We start from the raw sequence: 13,391 nt of genomic DNA on the forward strand, positions 1-13,391 counted from the left end.
CACCTAACGGGTGGGCCAGATATCGGCGAGGTCCTCGGGGTCGAGAGCGAGCAGGCGGCTCACCATCTCCTGGGAGGCGCACGAGAGGAACTCGCGCAGCACCCGCCCGGTGGCGCGACATTCCTCGACGGCTCCCGCCTCGGGCTCGCCGAGGAGAGCCGCGATCGCGGGCAGGGGTAGTCCGTGTGCTCGGGCAGCGAGGATCTGCCGTTCGCGCGGGGAGAGCACCCCGAGCCCACCGCGCTCACTGAGCCGTTGGAGCCTGACCAGCAGCTCCGCGGGAAACTCGCTGCCGCCGCCGGCGACCTCGACAAACGCGGCCTGCGCGAGCGGGAGCGGGGCGGACTTCGAGACCACGCCCGCAGCTCCGGAGGCCAGGCACGCGGCGTGCACGAACGGCCGGTCCTCTTGGCTGTACACGCACACGGTGTACCGGGCCGCCACCAGGTCGCGCAGCGCGGCCATGCCCGCGCGCAGCTGCACCGGCCACGGCAGCTCCAGCACCACGACATCGGCCGGCAGGTGCGCCTCCAGCAGCGCGTCCGCGGTCTGGAACGCGCCGCACACGTCCAGCCGTGGCAAGAGGCCGGGGAACGCTGTCCGGATGACAGTCGCGCCGTCCACGATCACCGCGGTGGGCTTCGGCATAGTCGTGCTCCACGAGCAGGGCGTTCAGCCCCGTGCGACACACGCGACCTTTACATAGGGGCGATTCTGCGCATGATCGCAGGTGACGGCGGCTACTTGTGAACGGCATCACACGCCAGCGAACTGCCACGTGCTCGCACGTCCTCGCTGCCGCTCGGTGCACCGCTGTCCCGCTCGCGCCGCCTCCTGCGTCGGCTCTGCTCGCTCGAGGGGTGGGGGGCTGCCTACCACCTGCGCACCCACCACCCAGGGCACGGCCCCACAAGATCCTCGGCGCCACCGATGCCTGCCGGCTCGGGCCCAGGGGGCTTCGCCCCGGCCCGAGCGCGGGGGAGGGGTGGCTTGTTTCCTCGGAGATCTTCTGGTGCCTCAGCTGAGCTGTCCCTAGGTCGCGGGGCCCTCGCTTCGGTGGCTGGTCGGCAGTGCGGCAGGCACCAGGGCCTGCCGGGCAGCAACGCCCCACACCGGAGGAGCAATCTCATGAGCGAGCAGACGATCGACCACACCGCGACCCGGGCGGCACTGACCGAGCACGCGGCCGCGTTCATCGCCAACCCAGCGGGGTGGCCCGCGGCGATGGCGGCGCGGGCGCTGCGGCTACGCGCCGGGCACCCCGCATACTCGCCGAACAACCAGGCGCTGATCGTGGGCCAGCTGTGGGACCGGTTCGCCGGTGAGGGCATGGGGGAGGATGCCGCGTTCTCTGCCGCGATCACCGCGGCCGCGCAGGAGATCGCGCCCGCGCACGTCTGGCGCCAGCGAGGATTCCGCCCGAGCGGCGGGGCGCTGTGCATCTACTCGCGGCCGATCCCGCTGTGGATCGACCCGACACGGGCAAGAAGTGCACCGAGCAGACCCCCGGCGCGGTCCGTCGGAGCGTGTTCCGGATCGAGCGGACCTACCGCGCCGAGGACGTCGTCAACGAGCACGGCGAGACAGCCACGAAGGCCTACGCGGCGCCGGAGCTGCCCGAGGGGGAAGCGCGCGGGGTGTATGAGCGGCTCGCCGCGTGGATCACCGCGCAGGGCTGGCGCGTCACCCGCACCACCCGCGACACCGCTGAGGCGGGCTCCACGCGGCACGCGGGCCGCACGATCATCATTCACGGTGGGCTGGCCGAGTGGGCGGCCGTGGAGACGCTCACCCATGAGATCGCGCACGCCCTGCTGCACGGCGCCGAGGATGAGCGGCCCTACGCCGGGGAGCACCGCGGCGACATGGAAGCGGAGGCCGAGGCGGTCGCGTACGGGCTGCTGCGCTCCTACGGCCAGGGCGACCTGGCGCGAGGATCCGCTCGGTACGCCGCGGAATGGACCCGCGACCCCGTCCGGGTCGCCGTCGCCTACGAGCGCGCCTCGCACGTTCTCGACGCGGTCGCCGCCGTCGCGCACGGCGCCGACGATGTCACCGTGCAGGAGTCGGCCAAGGCCGCGAAAGCCGAACAGGCCGCGCGGAACAAGGAGATCGCTGCCGCGCTGCGCGCGGCCGGGCTCGAGCCCCGAGGCGAGGCGTGGGCCAGGGCGAAAGCCGGGGAACCGGTCGCCGCCATCGTTGCCGAGATGAGCACCTGATACCGCCGCAAATGGTGCCCCGCGCCCGTTCGGCGGGCGCGGGGCACCTTCGCGTGTCGGCGGCCGGCCAGCGCGACTCAGGAGGCCGGCCGGCGAAAGACCGAACAGGGGCTCGGCCGCCGGCCTTCGCGCTGCCATCGGCCGGTGACTCACTCGCGGTCGCACCGGCCCAACCGCTCTTAGCGGGGCGGCCTGCCGGGCCACACTCAACACCCCTGGGAAGTGCCCGCGTGGTGGGGGAGGGGGAGCCGTACAGAGCCGCCAAGGGTAGCGGCCTGGGGGCCCGAGCGCGCAAGGCACGCTCGCCCGGCGCGCTCGGCGCTCCTGCGTCGCTTATTTCCTCCCGCCCCGGGCTCCCTCTGCGGCCTTGCGCGCCCACCCTCAGGCCGCTGAAGCAGTGGGCATCTGCACACACGGTGCAGGAACGGCGCGCAGCGCCGACAACAGCCCGGGAGGGGACTCCATGTTCCAGAACATCACCACCGTCATCGCCGAGGTCGCCGGTCAGCAGGCCGAGAACATCGTCACCAGCACCGGCCGCGCCGGCAGCGTGCAGGTCCAAACCGGATCGGTGTGGATTACCTGCCTCGACCTGGGCGCGGTCACCGCGCACGCCTACGCGTGGGCGACCGCCCGCGCCGACGCCGCCGAGTACCTCCCGGCGGCGACGCACGTCGCGCCGCTGCGGCGCAGCAGCGAGCCGACGCTGATCCTGCGCCAGACCGGCTACGCGCAGCCGCAGGTCTACCGCAGCCGCGACAAGCACACCGACGCCCCGTACCTGGAGGTGATCGTCGCCGCGATGCGGACCCGGGTCTACGACCGCGCCGCGGCCGCCTCGATCGAACAAGCCTGGGCACGGGCCCTGCTCATGGCACGGCCCGTCTTCACGGTCGCGCCACCTCGCCTCGACCCCGCCCGGGGTAACCAGCTCGGTGGGCGCCGGCAGGCCATCCGTCGGCCCGGACCACCCCCAGCACCCTAAGGCGCCAGCACGAGGGGCCCGCGTCACTACGACGCGGGCCCCTCCCGCTGTTCATCCACACGGCTCACCGCTGTCCACAGAACCGGCCGCGGGCAGCGACAACCACCGGCCTCCAGCGCGACGATTCCGTCACCTATCCCATCGAGAAGGGCCACCGGCATGCACACGAACACGTGGACCGTCCTCACCCGCGACGGCCAGCAGCACACCCGCGCGATCCAGTACGACACCGACCTCGCCGCCCTCGTCGTCTACAGCGAAGCCATCAACGCCATCAGCCCACTGCCCGTCGACGCCCGCCCGGGGGAGTACCTGCACGTGCGGGTACAGCTCGAGGACTGTCTCGTCGTTGCCCAATGGCACCACGTGAACGCCGGCGGCGAGCTCGTTCTCACCCCCGAGGACGACGTCCTGGCACAGCTCACCGACCATCTCATCGACCAGATCAGCGACGCGCTGCATTGACCCAGCCCGGTGAGCAACCCCCCGGCCGCGGCCGACTGGACACTCACCCGGCCGGCCACGGCAGGGGAGGGGAGCGTCAGCCCAGCTGCTGGCGCTGCCTCACCCGCGGATCCCCCTAGAGATGTCCCTGGTCACCGGCACAATCAACCCCGGGAAGGAGGGTGGAGCATGACGCAGACTTACCCGCGCGGATTCGAGCGGATCTACGACTGTCCCGCCGGCCGCCGCATCCTGCGCATGACCCGCCACCAGCCCGCCAGAATCACCCGAGCCAGCGACGGCGCGATCGACTGGACCGCGCCGCACAGCGAGCTCGACCAGCCCGCCGGCAGACGGGGGCCACCAACTGCGGCCTGCCCCGAATACGCCAGCCCCACCACCAGCGCCGGCCGGGTCGACTGTGACTGTCCCGGCGCCGAGAACGGCGGGGACCGCACCGAGCACTGCCAGGCGTGCGGCACCACCGTCTACACCACCCGGCACACTGAACCCACCAGCGAAGAGAACGGCCCGACATGACTCTCGAGCACGACATCCAGGCCATCACCGACACCGGGCGCGCGATCTGCACCGACCCGCCGCAGCTGCTCGCGCCCGCCGCGCTCTACACCATCCTCGCCACCCTCAAGGACGGCTACGGGCACATCGCCAGCGAAGCGCTCACCCGGATCGCCCGCGCGGCCGCCGAGGCACCCCAGCAGCTCGAGCTCACCGACGATGACGGCCGGGCCCACCCCGAGCTCGACATCCGCGACGCCGTCACCCTCATCCAGCAAGCCAGCATGAAGGCCGCCGAGGTCGGCGACCTCCTCGACGCCGCGCAGAATGCGATCGCCGGCACCGGTCACCGACCGGCTACCTGAGACCGCTGCCAGGGGGCGGGCTGCCTGCTGCCGACCTGGCAGCACACCCATCGAGCGAGTGAAGGACGAGGACTATGCGCGCGCACCCCGACCACCGGCTGTACCGGGCACTCACCATCCTCAGCGACACCGCAATCCTGATCGGCGTCATCATGCTCGTGCTCGCCTTCACCGCACCCACCATCAGCCCGAAACCCTGGATCCTCAGCGCCGGCATCGCCGGCCTCGTCGTCTTCACGGCACGAGTAACCGCACTGCGCTATCGGCCATGAAGAAGATCGAGTACCCCGACCGGCTCGCCAGGCCCCTCGCCCAAGCGCTCGTCGACGCCGCCCGTGCGCACCCCGCCAATGTCCGCCCGGACACCGGCAGCTCGACGACCTCCAAGCGGTCCTCGCTGGCCTTCCGGCGGCTTCACGCGCCGCCAAGGACCGAGTACGACGCGGGCGCATCCACCGAGCAGAACCCATGACCCTCACCGAAGCCGTCACCGCCGCCATGGGCTACCTGTACCCGAAGCCGGATAGCAGCGTCGAGGCCGCGATCAAGAAGATGCGCGACGACCTCCTGGCGTACACGCCGTCGAGGACTGTACCGCTCCAATCGCACGCTGCACCGCCGCCCTTTGGGGGCAGCAAACCAAGCCTGCCGTGAGGCACTGTGCACCATGAGGACCGCCAGAGCAAGTACGCACCTACATGTCTAGCTGCCGAGGTCATTGCGGCAAGATCGGCCGGGACGCTCAACCGCGACGAATAGTGAGAACGCATGGGTGACGACAGTAATCTGCTAGACCAGCTCGTTGGACAGGTCAACGACGAGGTCCTTCGCTCGCGCATATCCCGCGAGATCGAGCTCCTCAGAGGTTCGCGGCGATTCGGCCTCGTGTTTGATCGCCACTTGCCCGAGTCGGTGCGGCTGCTGGATTACCCAATCCGTAAAAGCGTGCGCGTCGCACTCCGTGATGAGTCCAGCGATGGAACCTGGCAGGTACTCGGATTCACCGATGCCTCCCGACAAGTTGCGGTGCTCGGCGGCGATGGGGGAGAGGTACCTGTCAGGGAGCTCGTCGTCGTGCGCGAGTTCGGAGAACCGGTCTATCCCGGTCTGCAGTCCATCAAGCGGATCCAGAATGGGCTAGACGACGCCCCGTGGCACACGGTTATCAACGGAGAGAACTTCCACGTCCTGCAGGCACTCAGATCGACCCACCGCGGGAAGATCGATCTGATCTACATCGACCCGCCGTACAACACCGGCAATGAGGGGTGGATCTACAACGACCACTACGTCGACCAGAACGACCGCGCAAAGTCTTCTAAGTGGCTTTCGTTCCTCGAACGGCGGCTTCTTGTTGCGCGGGATCTACTAAAGGACACCGGAGTCATCATCGTCGCGATCGGTGACGACGAGCACCACAGGTTGCGGATGCTGCTGGACCAGCTGTTCGGCGTCGACAACTTCCTCAGTGATGTCGTCTGGCAGGGAGGTCGCAAGAATGACTCTAGGTATGTCTCAAATGGCGCTGACTACATGCTGATCTACGCACGTGACGAGTCTGCGCTGGCCGCGGCCGGCATTCAGTGGCGCGACCGCAAACAGGGAGTCGATGACGCGTTGGCTGCTGCGGCGGAGGCGTGGTCGGCGAATCGGGGTGATCCGGACGCGGCCACCAAGGAATTTCGACGTTGGCTGCGCCGGTACAAAGGACTTCTCGCCGATGGAGTGGCGCGCTACAACTCCATTGATTCGAACGGACGTGTGTACTTCCCGGGCGACCTTCGCAAGCCAGGACCCACCTCAAACTCGCGTTATGACCTCATGCACCCAGTTACGGGAAAGCCGGTCAAGATGCATCCGAATGGCTGGGTCTACATACGCGAGCGGATGGAGCAATTGATCGTTGAAGACCGCATAATCTTCGGTGCGGATCACACCAGCACCGCCTACTTTAAGCGGTATCTAGATGAGCAGACGAGCGAAACAGTAAGTTCCGTCTTCGAGCAAGACCGCAGGGCCTCGACCGGCTATCTCAAATCCATCCTCGGAGAAGAAGGTAGGTTCCCGAACCCAAAAGACGTGAGCGTGCTCGTTCGATGGATCCGTCTCGCGTCACCAAGAGACGCGGTAATTCTTGACTTCTTCGGCGGTTCCGGGTCGACCACCGAAGCAGTAATGCGCCTCAATGCTGAAGATGGCGGTACCCGTCAATCGATTCTCGTCACCAACAATGAGGTCGGTGCGAAACAGGCGAGAGCACTCCGCAAGGTAGGCGCTCACCCGGGCGACGCTGAATGGGACGCTAAGGGTGTCTTTGAGTACGTTTGCCGCCCTCGGCTCTCGACTGTGGTTACAGGTGTGCGACAGGACGGCTCGATATACAGCCACGGCTTGGCTGCCAATGTCGAGTTCTTCGAGTTGACCTACCTTGATCCCGGTCGCGTTCGCCGCGGACGTGAGTACAGCCCAATTGCACCGCTAATGTGGCTTGAGGCCGGCGCCGTAGGAAAACGGATAGATCAAGTTCCCGATGATGGGTGGGCCCTCACCGACTCGTACGGCGTCCTATTCTCCGTCGATGCGTTGGCCTCTTTCGCCGAGTCCATAGCGCAGGCTGCCGCTGATGGTGGGTCGCCCACGGTGGTCTTCGTGATCACAGACTCACCGACCGAGTACCAGCAAGCGTGCGAGCGGATTCCTGCCGGTATCGAGACCGTACGCCTGTATCAGGATTACCTGTCGAACTACACCATCAATATCGAGGGTGGACCGCGGTGAAGTTTAAGCTGGAGGAATATCAACAGCAGGCCGTCGCCGGCGTCCTGGCTAACCTTGCTCGAGCGCGCCGTGGCTACGTCGAGGACGGCGAGAAGAGCGCAGTTGGCCTCACCGCGCCGACCGGCGCCGGCAAGACCGTCATCGCGACCGCCGTTCTCGAGGGAATCTATCGGGGAACGCCAGAGAGGCCGGCGAACCCGCGCACGACCGTACTGTGGCTGACCGACGACCGTTCCCTCAACGCGCAGACCATCGGGAAGATCCTGCAAGCCTCCGGTGGCAGCATCGACGTCAGCCGCATCCGCTTTCTATCCGAGATCGACGAGCCCACTCTTGAACCGGGCTTCATTTACTTCGTGCACATCCAGGCACTGCAGAAGAACAGCACCCTGCATGCCATCCGCCCCGACGGCTCGAGAAATGACCGCCGCACCTTCGGCGCGTGGGACATGATTGCCAACACTGTCCGGGAGCGTGGCGAGGACATCCTGGTGATCTGGGACGAGGCGCACCGGGGCTCGGGCACCACGAAGACAGATCGCAAGACGATTGCCAGGACCATCGTCAACGGTGGCTTAACCAACATCGGAACGGTGCAGCCCGCGGCGCCAGTCGTGCTAGGGATCTCTGCGACTCCAGATCGCTTCTATAGCGCGATGATGGCGGCCGACCGCACCATGCGGCTTGTAGAAGTCCCCGCAGGCGACGTTCGCGAGTCTGGGCTGCTGAAGGACCGGATCCTGCTGCGCAACATCGCCGAAGACCAAGCGGCGGACAGCACCATGCTTGCCTTAGCTGTCGAAGACCTCAAAGCCTCCAACGACGCCTGGCGTGCACACCACGAAGCCACCGGCGACCAGATCGTCGAGCCGCTGCTCGTTCTCCAGGTCCCGCCCAAGGTCACCGACAGGCGCCTCGCAGAGATTCTCGACGTCATCGCGTCCACGTGGCCAGAACTCACCGACTACGCGATCGCCCACGCCTTCGGCGAACCGCACGGCCCCAAGCAAGTAGGTGACAAGACCATCCGCTACCTACCGCCGGAAGCGATCGCCGCCGACGACCGCGCAAGGGTAGTGCTCTTCAAGTCGGCTCTGACGACTGGTTGGGACTGCCCCCGCGCCGAAGTTCTCGTCTCGTTCCAGGGCAAGGACTCCTACACCGAAATCGCCCAGCTCATCGGCCGCTTGGTCCGCACGCCACTGGCGAAACGGATCGAAGCAGGAGCCGACCGCCTCAACGAGGTCGTCGCCTACCTGCCCGGATTCAAGACCGAGCACGTCATCCGCGTGGTGAACGCGCTGACCGAAGATGAGACCGTCAAGATCGACGTCCTGATCGCTCCCGAGGTATGCACTCGCGCGAGCGATGTTCCCGCCGACATCTTCGAGCTGCTGGACACCCTGCCGTCCTACATGCGACCGAAGGCAACGTTCTCATCGCGCACGGCACAGCTGATGCGCCTCGCGGCGACCTTAAACGAGCACGGATTCGTGCAAAACGGATCGGCGAAGGCGCGATCCTGGATAGTCGACCAGATGCGCGCCGCTGACCGCCAACGTGAGTACGAAATCGACCAGAAGGTCAACGACATCCTGGCGCTGACCGTCGGAACGACCGTCGTCGGGTATGGCGCGGCCATCATGCTCGCCGAAGGCAAGCACCAGGTCGCCACCTCAGAACGCGACCTCGACGGCTACTACAACAAGGCCGTCCGACTTCTCCCAGACGGATCAGCAGCGTGGTACTACAACGATCTCTGCGACCGCGGCTACGACGACATCGACGCTGCCGTCCGCGTCGCAGCGATGGCAGACCTCGGGTTTAGGTCCATCATCGAGGAGAATGCGGCGGCTCTGATCTCGAAGTGGCGAGAGCAGCACCGCGCGGAAGTATCGCGCACGCAGCGAGCCATCCGCGAGCTCATCGAGCCGCTGTGGCACTCGGGAGCTTCTTCACTGATCCCGACGACGGTCGAGGCGCGCGACGTCTACCCGGCGGCGACTGAGAGAGTGGTCGGTCGCCACTCCGAGAGCATCGCGGTGTACCCGCATCATCTCTACGTGATACCAGGTGGCAAGAAGAACGCGGGCCTTTTTCCCGTCGATACCTCGCGCTCGTCCTGGGAACGGAAAGTGCTCGAAGTCGAGCTCGCAGCAGGATCGCTAGTCGCCTGGTATCGCAATCCGTCGTCCGGGCGTAACGCGTTGGCCGTGCCCTACAAGTTCGGTGACCAAAACCTACTCATGCACCCCGACTTCATGTTCTGGCATGACGACGGCGACGGCGAGTATGTCATGGACATCGTCGATCCGCACCAGCACAACCAGACCGACGCCGGTCCCAAGTGGGGCGCCCTGGCCCGGTACGCACAGGACCACGCGGACCGGGTGCGGCGATGCCTCGCCGTCATTGAAATTGGCGGCGGACTTCGCGCGCTAGACCTGACGGCTGACCGCATTGACGAGCTGCTCGCCAACGCGACAGATCAGGCGCTGATTGAGAACCTATTCGAAACCGATGGGATGGACTACTAAGAGGTCATCGTCGACGAGGTCGGCCGTAAGACGCCGCGAAGGTCATGATGTCAACGCTGATGGTCGTCGACCCCACCGTTCCCGACCTCGAGCGGGCATGGCTTTGTCGGATCAGGTGCCTACGCTGGGCTACATGCTCTCGCATGACGAAGTCCGCAACCTGCCGTTGCCCGATCTCGGCCTGAAACTGCTTGCATCCCTGAGCCATGAGCAGGCTAACTTCAACAACCTCATCCAGGGCTTCCGGCAGTCAGGGGGTTGGGGAGCCCCCCAACCCGCCGACTTGGATGCTTTGCTGGCTCGGCTGTCGGACGCATGGGCGTGGTTGGAGTCCCACGCGCTTATCGGGCCCTCCGCGGAAAACCCACAGTCCGGCAATTGGCAGCGCCCAACTGCTTGGGGCCAGGATGTCGCCCAGGACAAGCATGCGGTCGCGAAAGTGTGGGCTGCCGAAAGGCTGGCCGGAGACCTGCACCCTGCGCTCTCCTCGGCGAAGTCGAACTTCGCCCTCGGCGACTACGAGACGGCGTCATTCGCGGCGATGAAAGCAGTGGAGGTCGCTACTCGGGAGGCTGCGGGACTCCCCAACGAACTCCTGGGCGTCAAGCTGATGCGCACCGCCTTCAATCCGAAGGACGGAGCGCTCCGAGACCCCGAGGCGGAGGGTGGTGAGCAGCAGGCCACCGCCGACCTGTTTGCTGGAGCCATTGGGGCGTATAAGAATCCCGCCAGCCATCGGACCGTGCAGTTCGATGATCCTGTGGAGGCCGCAGAGGTGATCCAGCTGGCCGATCTGCTCCTTCGGATCGTGCGGCGGGCGCAGGCGAGATTCGGCGCTTGAGTTAGCCGACGGGTTCAGGAAGGCGACAGGAATTCGTATCGAAGCGAGTGACTTAGACGCAGCACAGAACGATGAGCCCAGAATCTAGGCAGCAAGGATCGGCCTAGTGCAGCGAGATGCCCCTGTTTGCGCGGAGCTAAAGCTTCGCGAGGCTCTAGTCGTTCAAGATGCCACTTTCGGCAGTTGCGTCTCGCAAATACGCCTCGTACTCCGCCTCGACACGAAGCGCCCTTAGCAGTTGTCCGACAAGTTGACCGGTAACTATTCCGGGTGTTTTTTGAAGGTCAAGGAAGGAGACCGTCGCCGTCCGCCTGTACTCGTCACGGTCCGCCGGGTACGGAGGGAGCGGTGATAGGAGCAGTTGCGAAGTGTGGGCGCGGAGTCCCGCTATGCCCGTTGCGGCGACCCCAATATGCCAGGCACCGCGGTACCCGACCAATTCGGAGATGTGTCGTGCCATCGTGAGGACGTGCCGGACATGATCGACGAGGACGTCGGCGATGATTTGAGTCCGGCCCTCCACTGGGTCCTCCGTGAGGTGATCACTTAGTCGTGCGGTGAAGAGTCTGACCGCACCGTTTTCCGCGAGTTCGAGCTCGATAACGTACTTCTCATCGTTGGGGTTACCGAGAGTCCTGTCCGAGCTCAGTTTTGCCGTGCGTGCAATCCCATCGGCTCGGCGCTGGAATTGGTGTGTGTCTCCAATAGATGGTTTGAACCGCGGTCCCTGGGCGTACAGAGGGTCGCGGAACGCGGCCTGCAGCACTGCATTGACCACGGGCCCCCAATCGCCATCCACATGATCCAACAACATCTCTTCGTGACGCGGACGCGCTGGACAGGCGACGACGAAGAAGTGTGCCAGCCGGCGCCTGTCTACCGGGATGGGGTCACGGGAAACGTAGTCGTCGAGGACACGACCCGCTTCATCGCGAGCGAGCGTGCGCAACTGGTGAAGTCGCACCACCTCGGTGTCAGATAGGTATCTACGCATCTTGTCGCCGCGGCCGAGGTAGCGGCCGTCGACCATGTGCGGGGAAAAGGTCGAGATGGGAATCTCGACGATGAGATAACCCTTCGAAGGATCCTGCTCAGAGGTGATCGGCCGGCAACTGACTTGTAGAGGCGGGTCGACGGCAGCGAGAGCGATTTGCTCGATTCGTTCAGCAAGCCCGGCGAGCTCGATCGGGAACAGCGTATGGGGCTGACCGTTTGCGCCTTCTTTGATCCCGTAAATTAGTTGACCGCCATCGATAGCGAACTGCGCGAGGTCGCGGGCGTGCTCTTGGTTGGCTTCTCGCGATCCCTTCCCCGGTTGACGCTTCAGGTCAAGGTGGTGCGATTCGTGGAGGAGTTCGTTATCGATCGCTGACCGCAGGTCAGCCTCTGTACGCGGATCCCAATGCGGTTGATCAGAAGAGAGGTACACAACGGCAGTTTGGCAGACTGCGCCGACAGGGTTCAGCCTCTGACGCGCTGTCCCTTCGTCGGTCGAAACCATGAGCACACAGTGCTGACGACCGGCCGCGCGACGCTGGCAACATCTCCGCAGGGCATGTCCGACTCGTTGCACCTGCCACGCCGTTAGATCAACAGTGACCGCAGAGGCGGACTTCATGGCTCTGAACTGGGAAAACACCGTAAAACTGTCATGATATAAAGTATCGGCAATTTTCGATGTTTGAATTTGCAGCAGCTGCGACTTATCGGTCGGAGGGTCGCAGGTAGGCCCGGGCGGTGGCGAGCTTGAGGAACATCCGGAGATTCCCGGCGCCCGTGCTAACGAATCCGTTGCGCTCGTAGAAGGAGATCAGGCCTTCATTGTCGGCGTCGACCACGATCACCGCACCGCCACCGCGCTCGGCAGCGTCAACGATCACTTCAAGGGCTTCACGGAGCAAGTGCCGCCCCCACCCCCGCCGCTGTTCGCGCAGGGAACGGTTGATCGCGAGCTTGGCCAGTAGCCAGCCGGGCGTGGCGCGCAGCATGCCCCGCTGCAACGGCTTGGGCATCGCGTCGCGTACCACCGTGGTGGGGCAGATCGCGAAGTAGCCAACCACTTGTTCCCTTTCGTGGCCGGCTTGTTCCAGTAGGACGTACACAGCGCTCGAGCCTGACTCGTTAGCGCGAAGCGCAGTATCGGTCAACCACGTGTTGTAGGCGGACTCCCCGCAGTCGAACCTCGCCAGGTCGAACGTTGAGTCAAGGGCAGCCAGCCGATAGGTGGGCTCGCTCACCGACGGATGATGCGCGGCAGCTGAGCTAGATCAGCAAGCTGCGGAGAGACATCAGCCGAATGCAGAGAACTCATCATCGAGTCGAACACTTCTGCCGACATCAGCGTGATGTCCGAACGCGCCACCACTTTGCGCGCCGCGCTGCGGACCGCTTCCTCGATAAAGGCCGTCTTGGAGACCTGTAGCAGGGCTGATGCGTCCAGCACTAGTCGTTCGGTCTCCTCGTCGGTACGAACCTCTAGCCGCCGCGTCTTCACGCTACTCATCGCAACCACTCCCCATCGCGCACTAATGTACGGCAAACGTACGGCAGTCGCAATCGAGGACGCAGGAATCGTTGATGCATAGTCATTTGGCTTCTCTCACCGTGTGCGTGAGTTTAGTGGAGTCCAGCAGAGTGGTGTACGACGGACCTGAGTGAGCGCGTGCCTCCAACGTAGGCGCGGCCACCAGGTGGATCCTTCGA

The 13,391-nt window shown here is 65.3% G+C and carries 15 protein-coding genes; 11 read left to right on the plus strand and 4 right to left on the minus strand.

Going from position 1 to position 13,391, the window contains the following annotated elements; translation table 11 throughout:
- Positions 1 to 3: 3 nt before the first annotated feature.
- Positions 4 to 648, minus strand: a complete 645-nt coding sequence (locus F8A92_RS14520; protein ID WP_153505889.1) for a helix-turn-helix domain-containing protein — start codon at positions 646 to 648, stop codon at positions 4 to 6.
- Between the two features lie 815 nt (positions 649 to 1,463).
- Here F8A92_RS14520 and F8A92_RS14525 point away from each other — a divergent pair.
- From F8A92_RS14525 to F8A92_RS14575, 11 genes are all read left to right on the plus strand, one after another.
- The gene (locus tag F8A92_RS14525; protein WP_194291509.1) at positions 1,464 to 2,219 is read left to right on the plus strand and encodes an ImmA/IrrE family metallo-endopeptidase; all 756 of its coding nucleotides are present in this window, start codon (positions 1,464 to 1,466) and stop codon (positions 2,217 to 2,219) included.
- Between the two features lie 463 nt (positions 2,220 to 2,682).
- The gene (locus F8A92_RS14530; RefSeq protein WP_153505891.1) at positions 2,683 to 3,204 is read left to right on the plus strand and encodes a hypothetical protein; all 522 of its coding nucleotides are present in this window, start codon (positions 2,683 to 2,685) and stop codon (positions 3,202 to 3,204) included.
- 159 nt (positions 3,205 to 3,363) lie between these two features.
- On the plus strand, positions 3,364 to 3,669 hold the full coding sequence (locus F8A92_RS14535; protein WP_153505892.1) for a hypothetical protein: 306 nt from the start codon (positions 3,364 to 3,366) through the stop codon (positions 3,667 to 3,669).
- Between the two features lie 168 nt (positions 3,670 to 3,837).
- Positions 3,838 to 4,188: a hypothetical protein gene (locus tag F8A92_RS14540; RefSeq protein WP_153505893.1), complete on the plus strand. Its 351-nt coding sequence runs from the start codon at positions 3,838 to 3,840 to the stop codon at positions 4,186 to 4,188.
- The gene (locus F8A92_RS14545) at positions 4,185 to 4,532 is read left to right on the plus strand and encodes a hypothetical protein (protein ID WP_153505894.1); all 348 of its coding nucleotides are present in this window, start codon (positions 4,185 to 4,187) and stop codon (positions 4,530 to 4,532) included. Before F8A92_RS14540 ends, F8A92_RS14545 begins: the two co-directional genes overlap by 4 nt.
- 74 nt (positions 4,533 to 4,606) lie before the next feature.
- A complete protein-coding gene (locus F8A92_RS14550; protein WP_153505895.1) occupies positions 4,607 to 4,804 on the plus strand; it encodes a hypothetical protein in 198 nt (65 codons plus the stop codon).
- The gene (locus F8A92_RS14555) at positions 4,801 to 5,004 is read left to right on the plus strand and encodes a hypothetical protein (RefSeq protein ID WP_153505896.1); all 204 of its coding nucleotides are present in this window, start codon (positions 4,801 to 4,803) and stop codon (positions 5,002 to 5,004) included. The genes F8A92_RS14550 and F8A92_RS14555 overlap by 4 nt, the downstream gene beginning before the upstream one ends.
- Positions 5,001 to 5,186, plus strand: coding sequence for a hypothetical protein (locus tag F8A92_RS14560; RefSeq protein ID WP_153505897.1), 186 nt, complete (start codon positions 5,001 to 5,003; stop codon positions 5,184 to 5,186). The genes F8A92_RS14555 and F8A92_RS14560 overlap by 4 nt, the downstream gene beginning before the upstream one ends.
- A 114-nt stretch (positions 5,187 to 5,300) precedes the next feature.
- A complete protein-coding gene (locus F8A92_RS14565; protein WP_153505898.1) occupies positions 5,301 to 7,310 on the plus strand; it encodes a site-specific DNA-methyltransferase in 2,010 nt (669 codons plus the stop codon).
- The gene (locus F8A92_RS14570; protein ID WP_153505899.1) at positions 7,307 to 9,847 is read left to right on the plus strand and encodes a DEAD/DEAH box helicase; all 2,541 of its coding nucleotides are present in this window, start codon (positions 7,307 to 7,309) and stop codon (positions 9,845 to 9,847) included. The genes F8A92_RS14565 and F8A92_RS14570 overlap by 4 nt, the downstream gene beginning before the upstream one ends.
- A gap of 133 nt (positions 9,848 to 9,980) precedes the next feature.
- On the plus strand, positions 9,981 to 10,688 hold the full coding sequence (locus F8A92_RS14575) for a TIGR02391 family protein (RefSeq protein ID WP_153505900.1): 708 nt from the start codon (positions 9,981 to 9,983) through the stop codon (positions 10,686 to 10,688).
- Between the two features lie 154 nt (positions 10,689 to 10,842).
- Here the strand turns inward: F8A92_RS14575 and F8A92_RS14580 are convergent, their stop codons facing one another.
- The 3 genes from F8A92_RS14580 to F8A92_RS14590 all read right to left on the minus strand — a co-directional run bounded on the left by F8A92_RS14580 (position 10,843) and on the right by F8A92_RS14590 (position 13,191).
- Positions 10,843 to 12,117, minus strand: a complete 1,275-nt coding sequence (locus F8A92_RS14580) for an AlbA family DNA-binding domain-containing protein (protein ID WP_228389473.1) — start codon at positions 12,115 to 12,117, stop codon at positions 10,843 to 10,845.
- Between the two features lie 274 nt (positions 12,118 to 12,391).
- Complete coding sequence (locus F8A92_RS14585; protein WP_153505902.1) at positions 12,392 to 12,925, minus strand: GNAT family N-acetyltransferase; 534 nt, start codon at positions 12,923 to 12,925, stop codon at positions 12,392 to 12,394.
- Positions 12,922 to 13,191, minus strand: a complete 270-nt coding sequence (locus tag F8A92_RS14590) for a type II toxin-antitoxin system TacA family antitoxin (RefSeq protein WP_153505903.1) — start codon at positions 13,189 to 13,191, stop codon at positions 12,922 to 12,924. Before F8A92_RS14590 ends, F8A92_RS14585 begins: the two co-directional genes overlap by 4 nt.
- Positions 13,192 to 13,391 lie beyond the last annotated feature (200 nt).

The organism is Cumulibacter manganitolerans (assembly GCF_009602465.1).
Lineage (GTDB): Bacteria > Actinomycetota > Actinomycetes > Mycobacteriales > Antricoccaceae > Cumulibacter > Cumulibacter manganitolerans.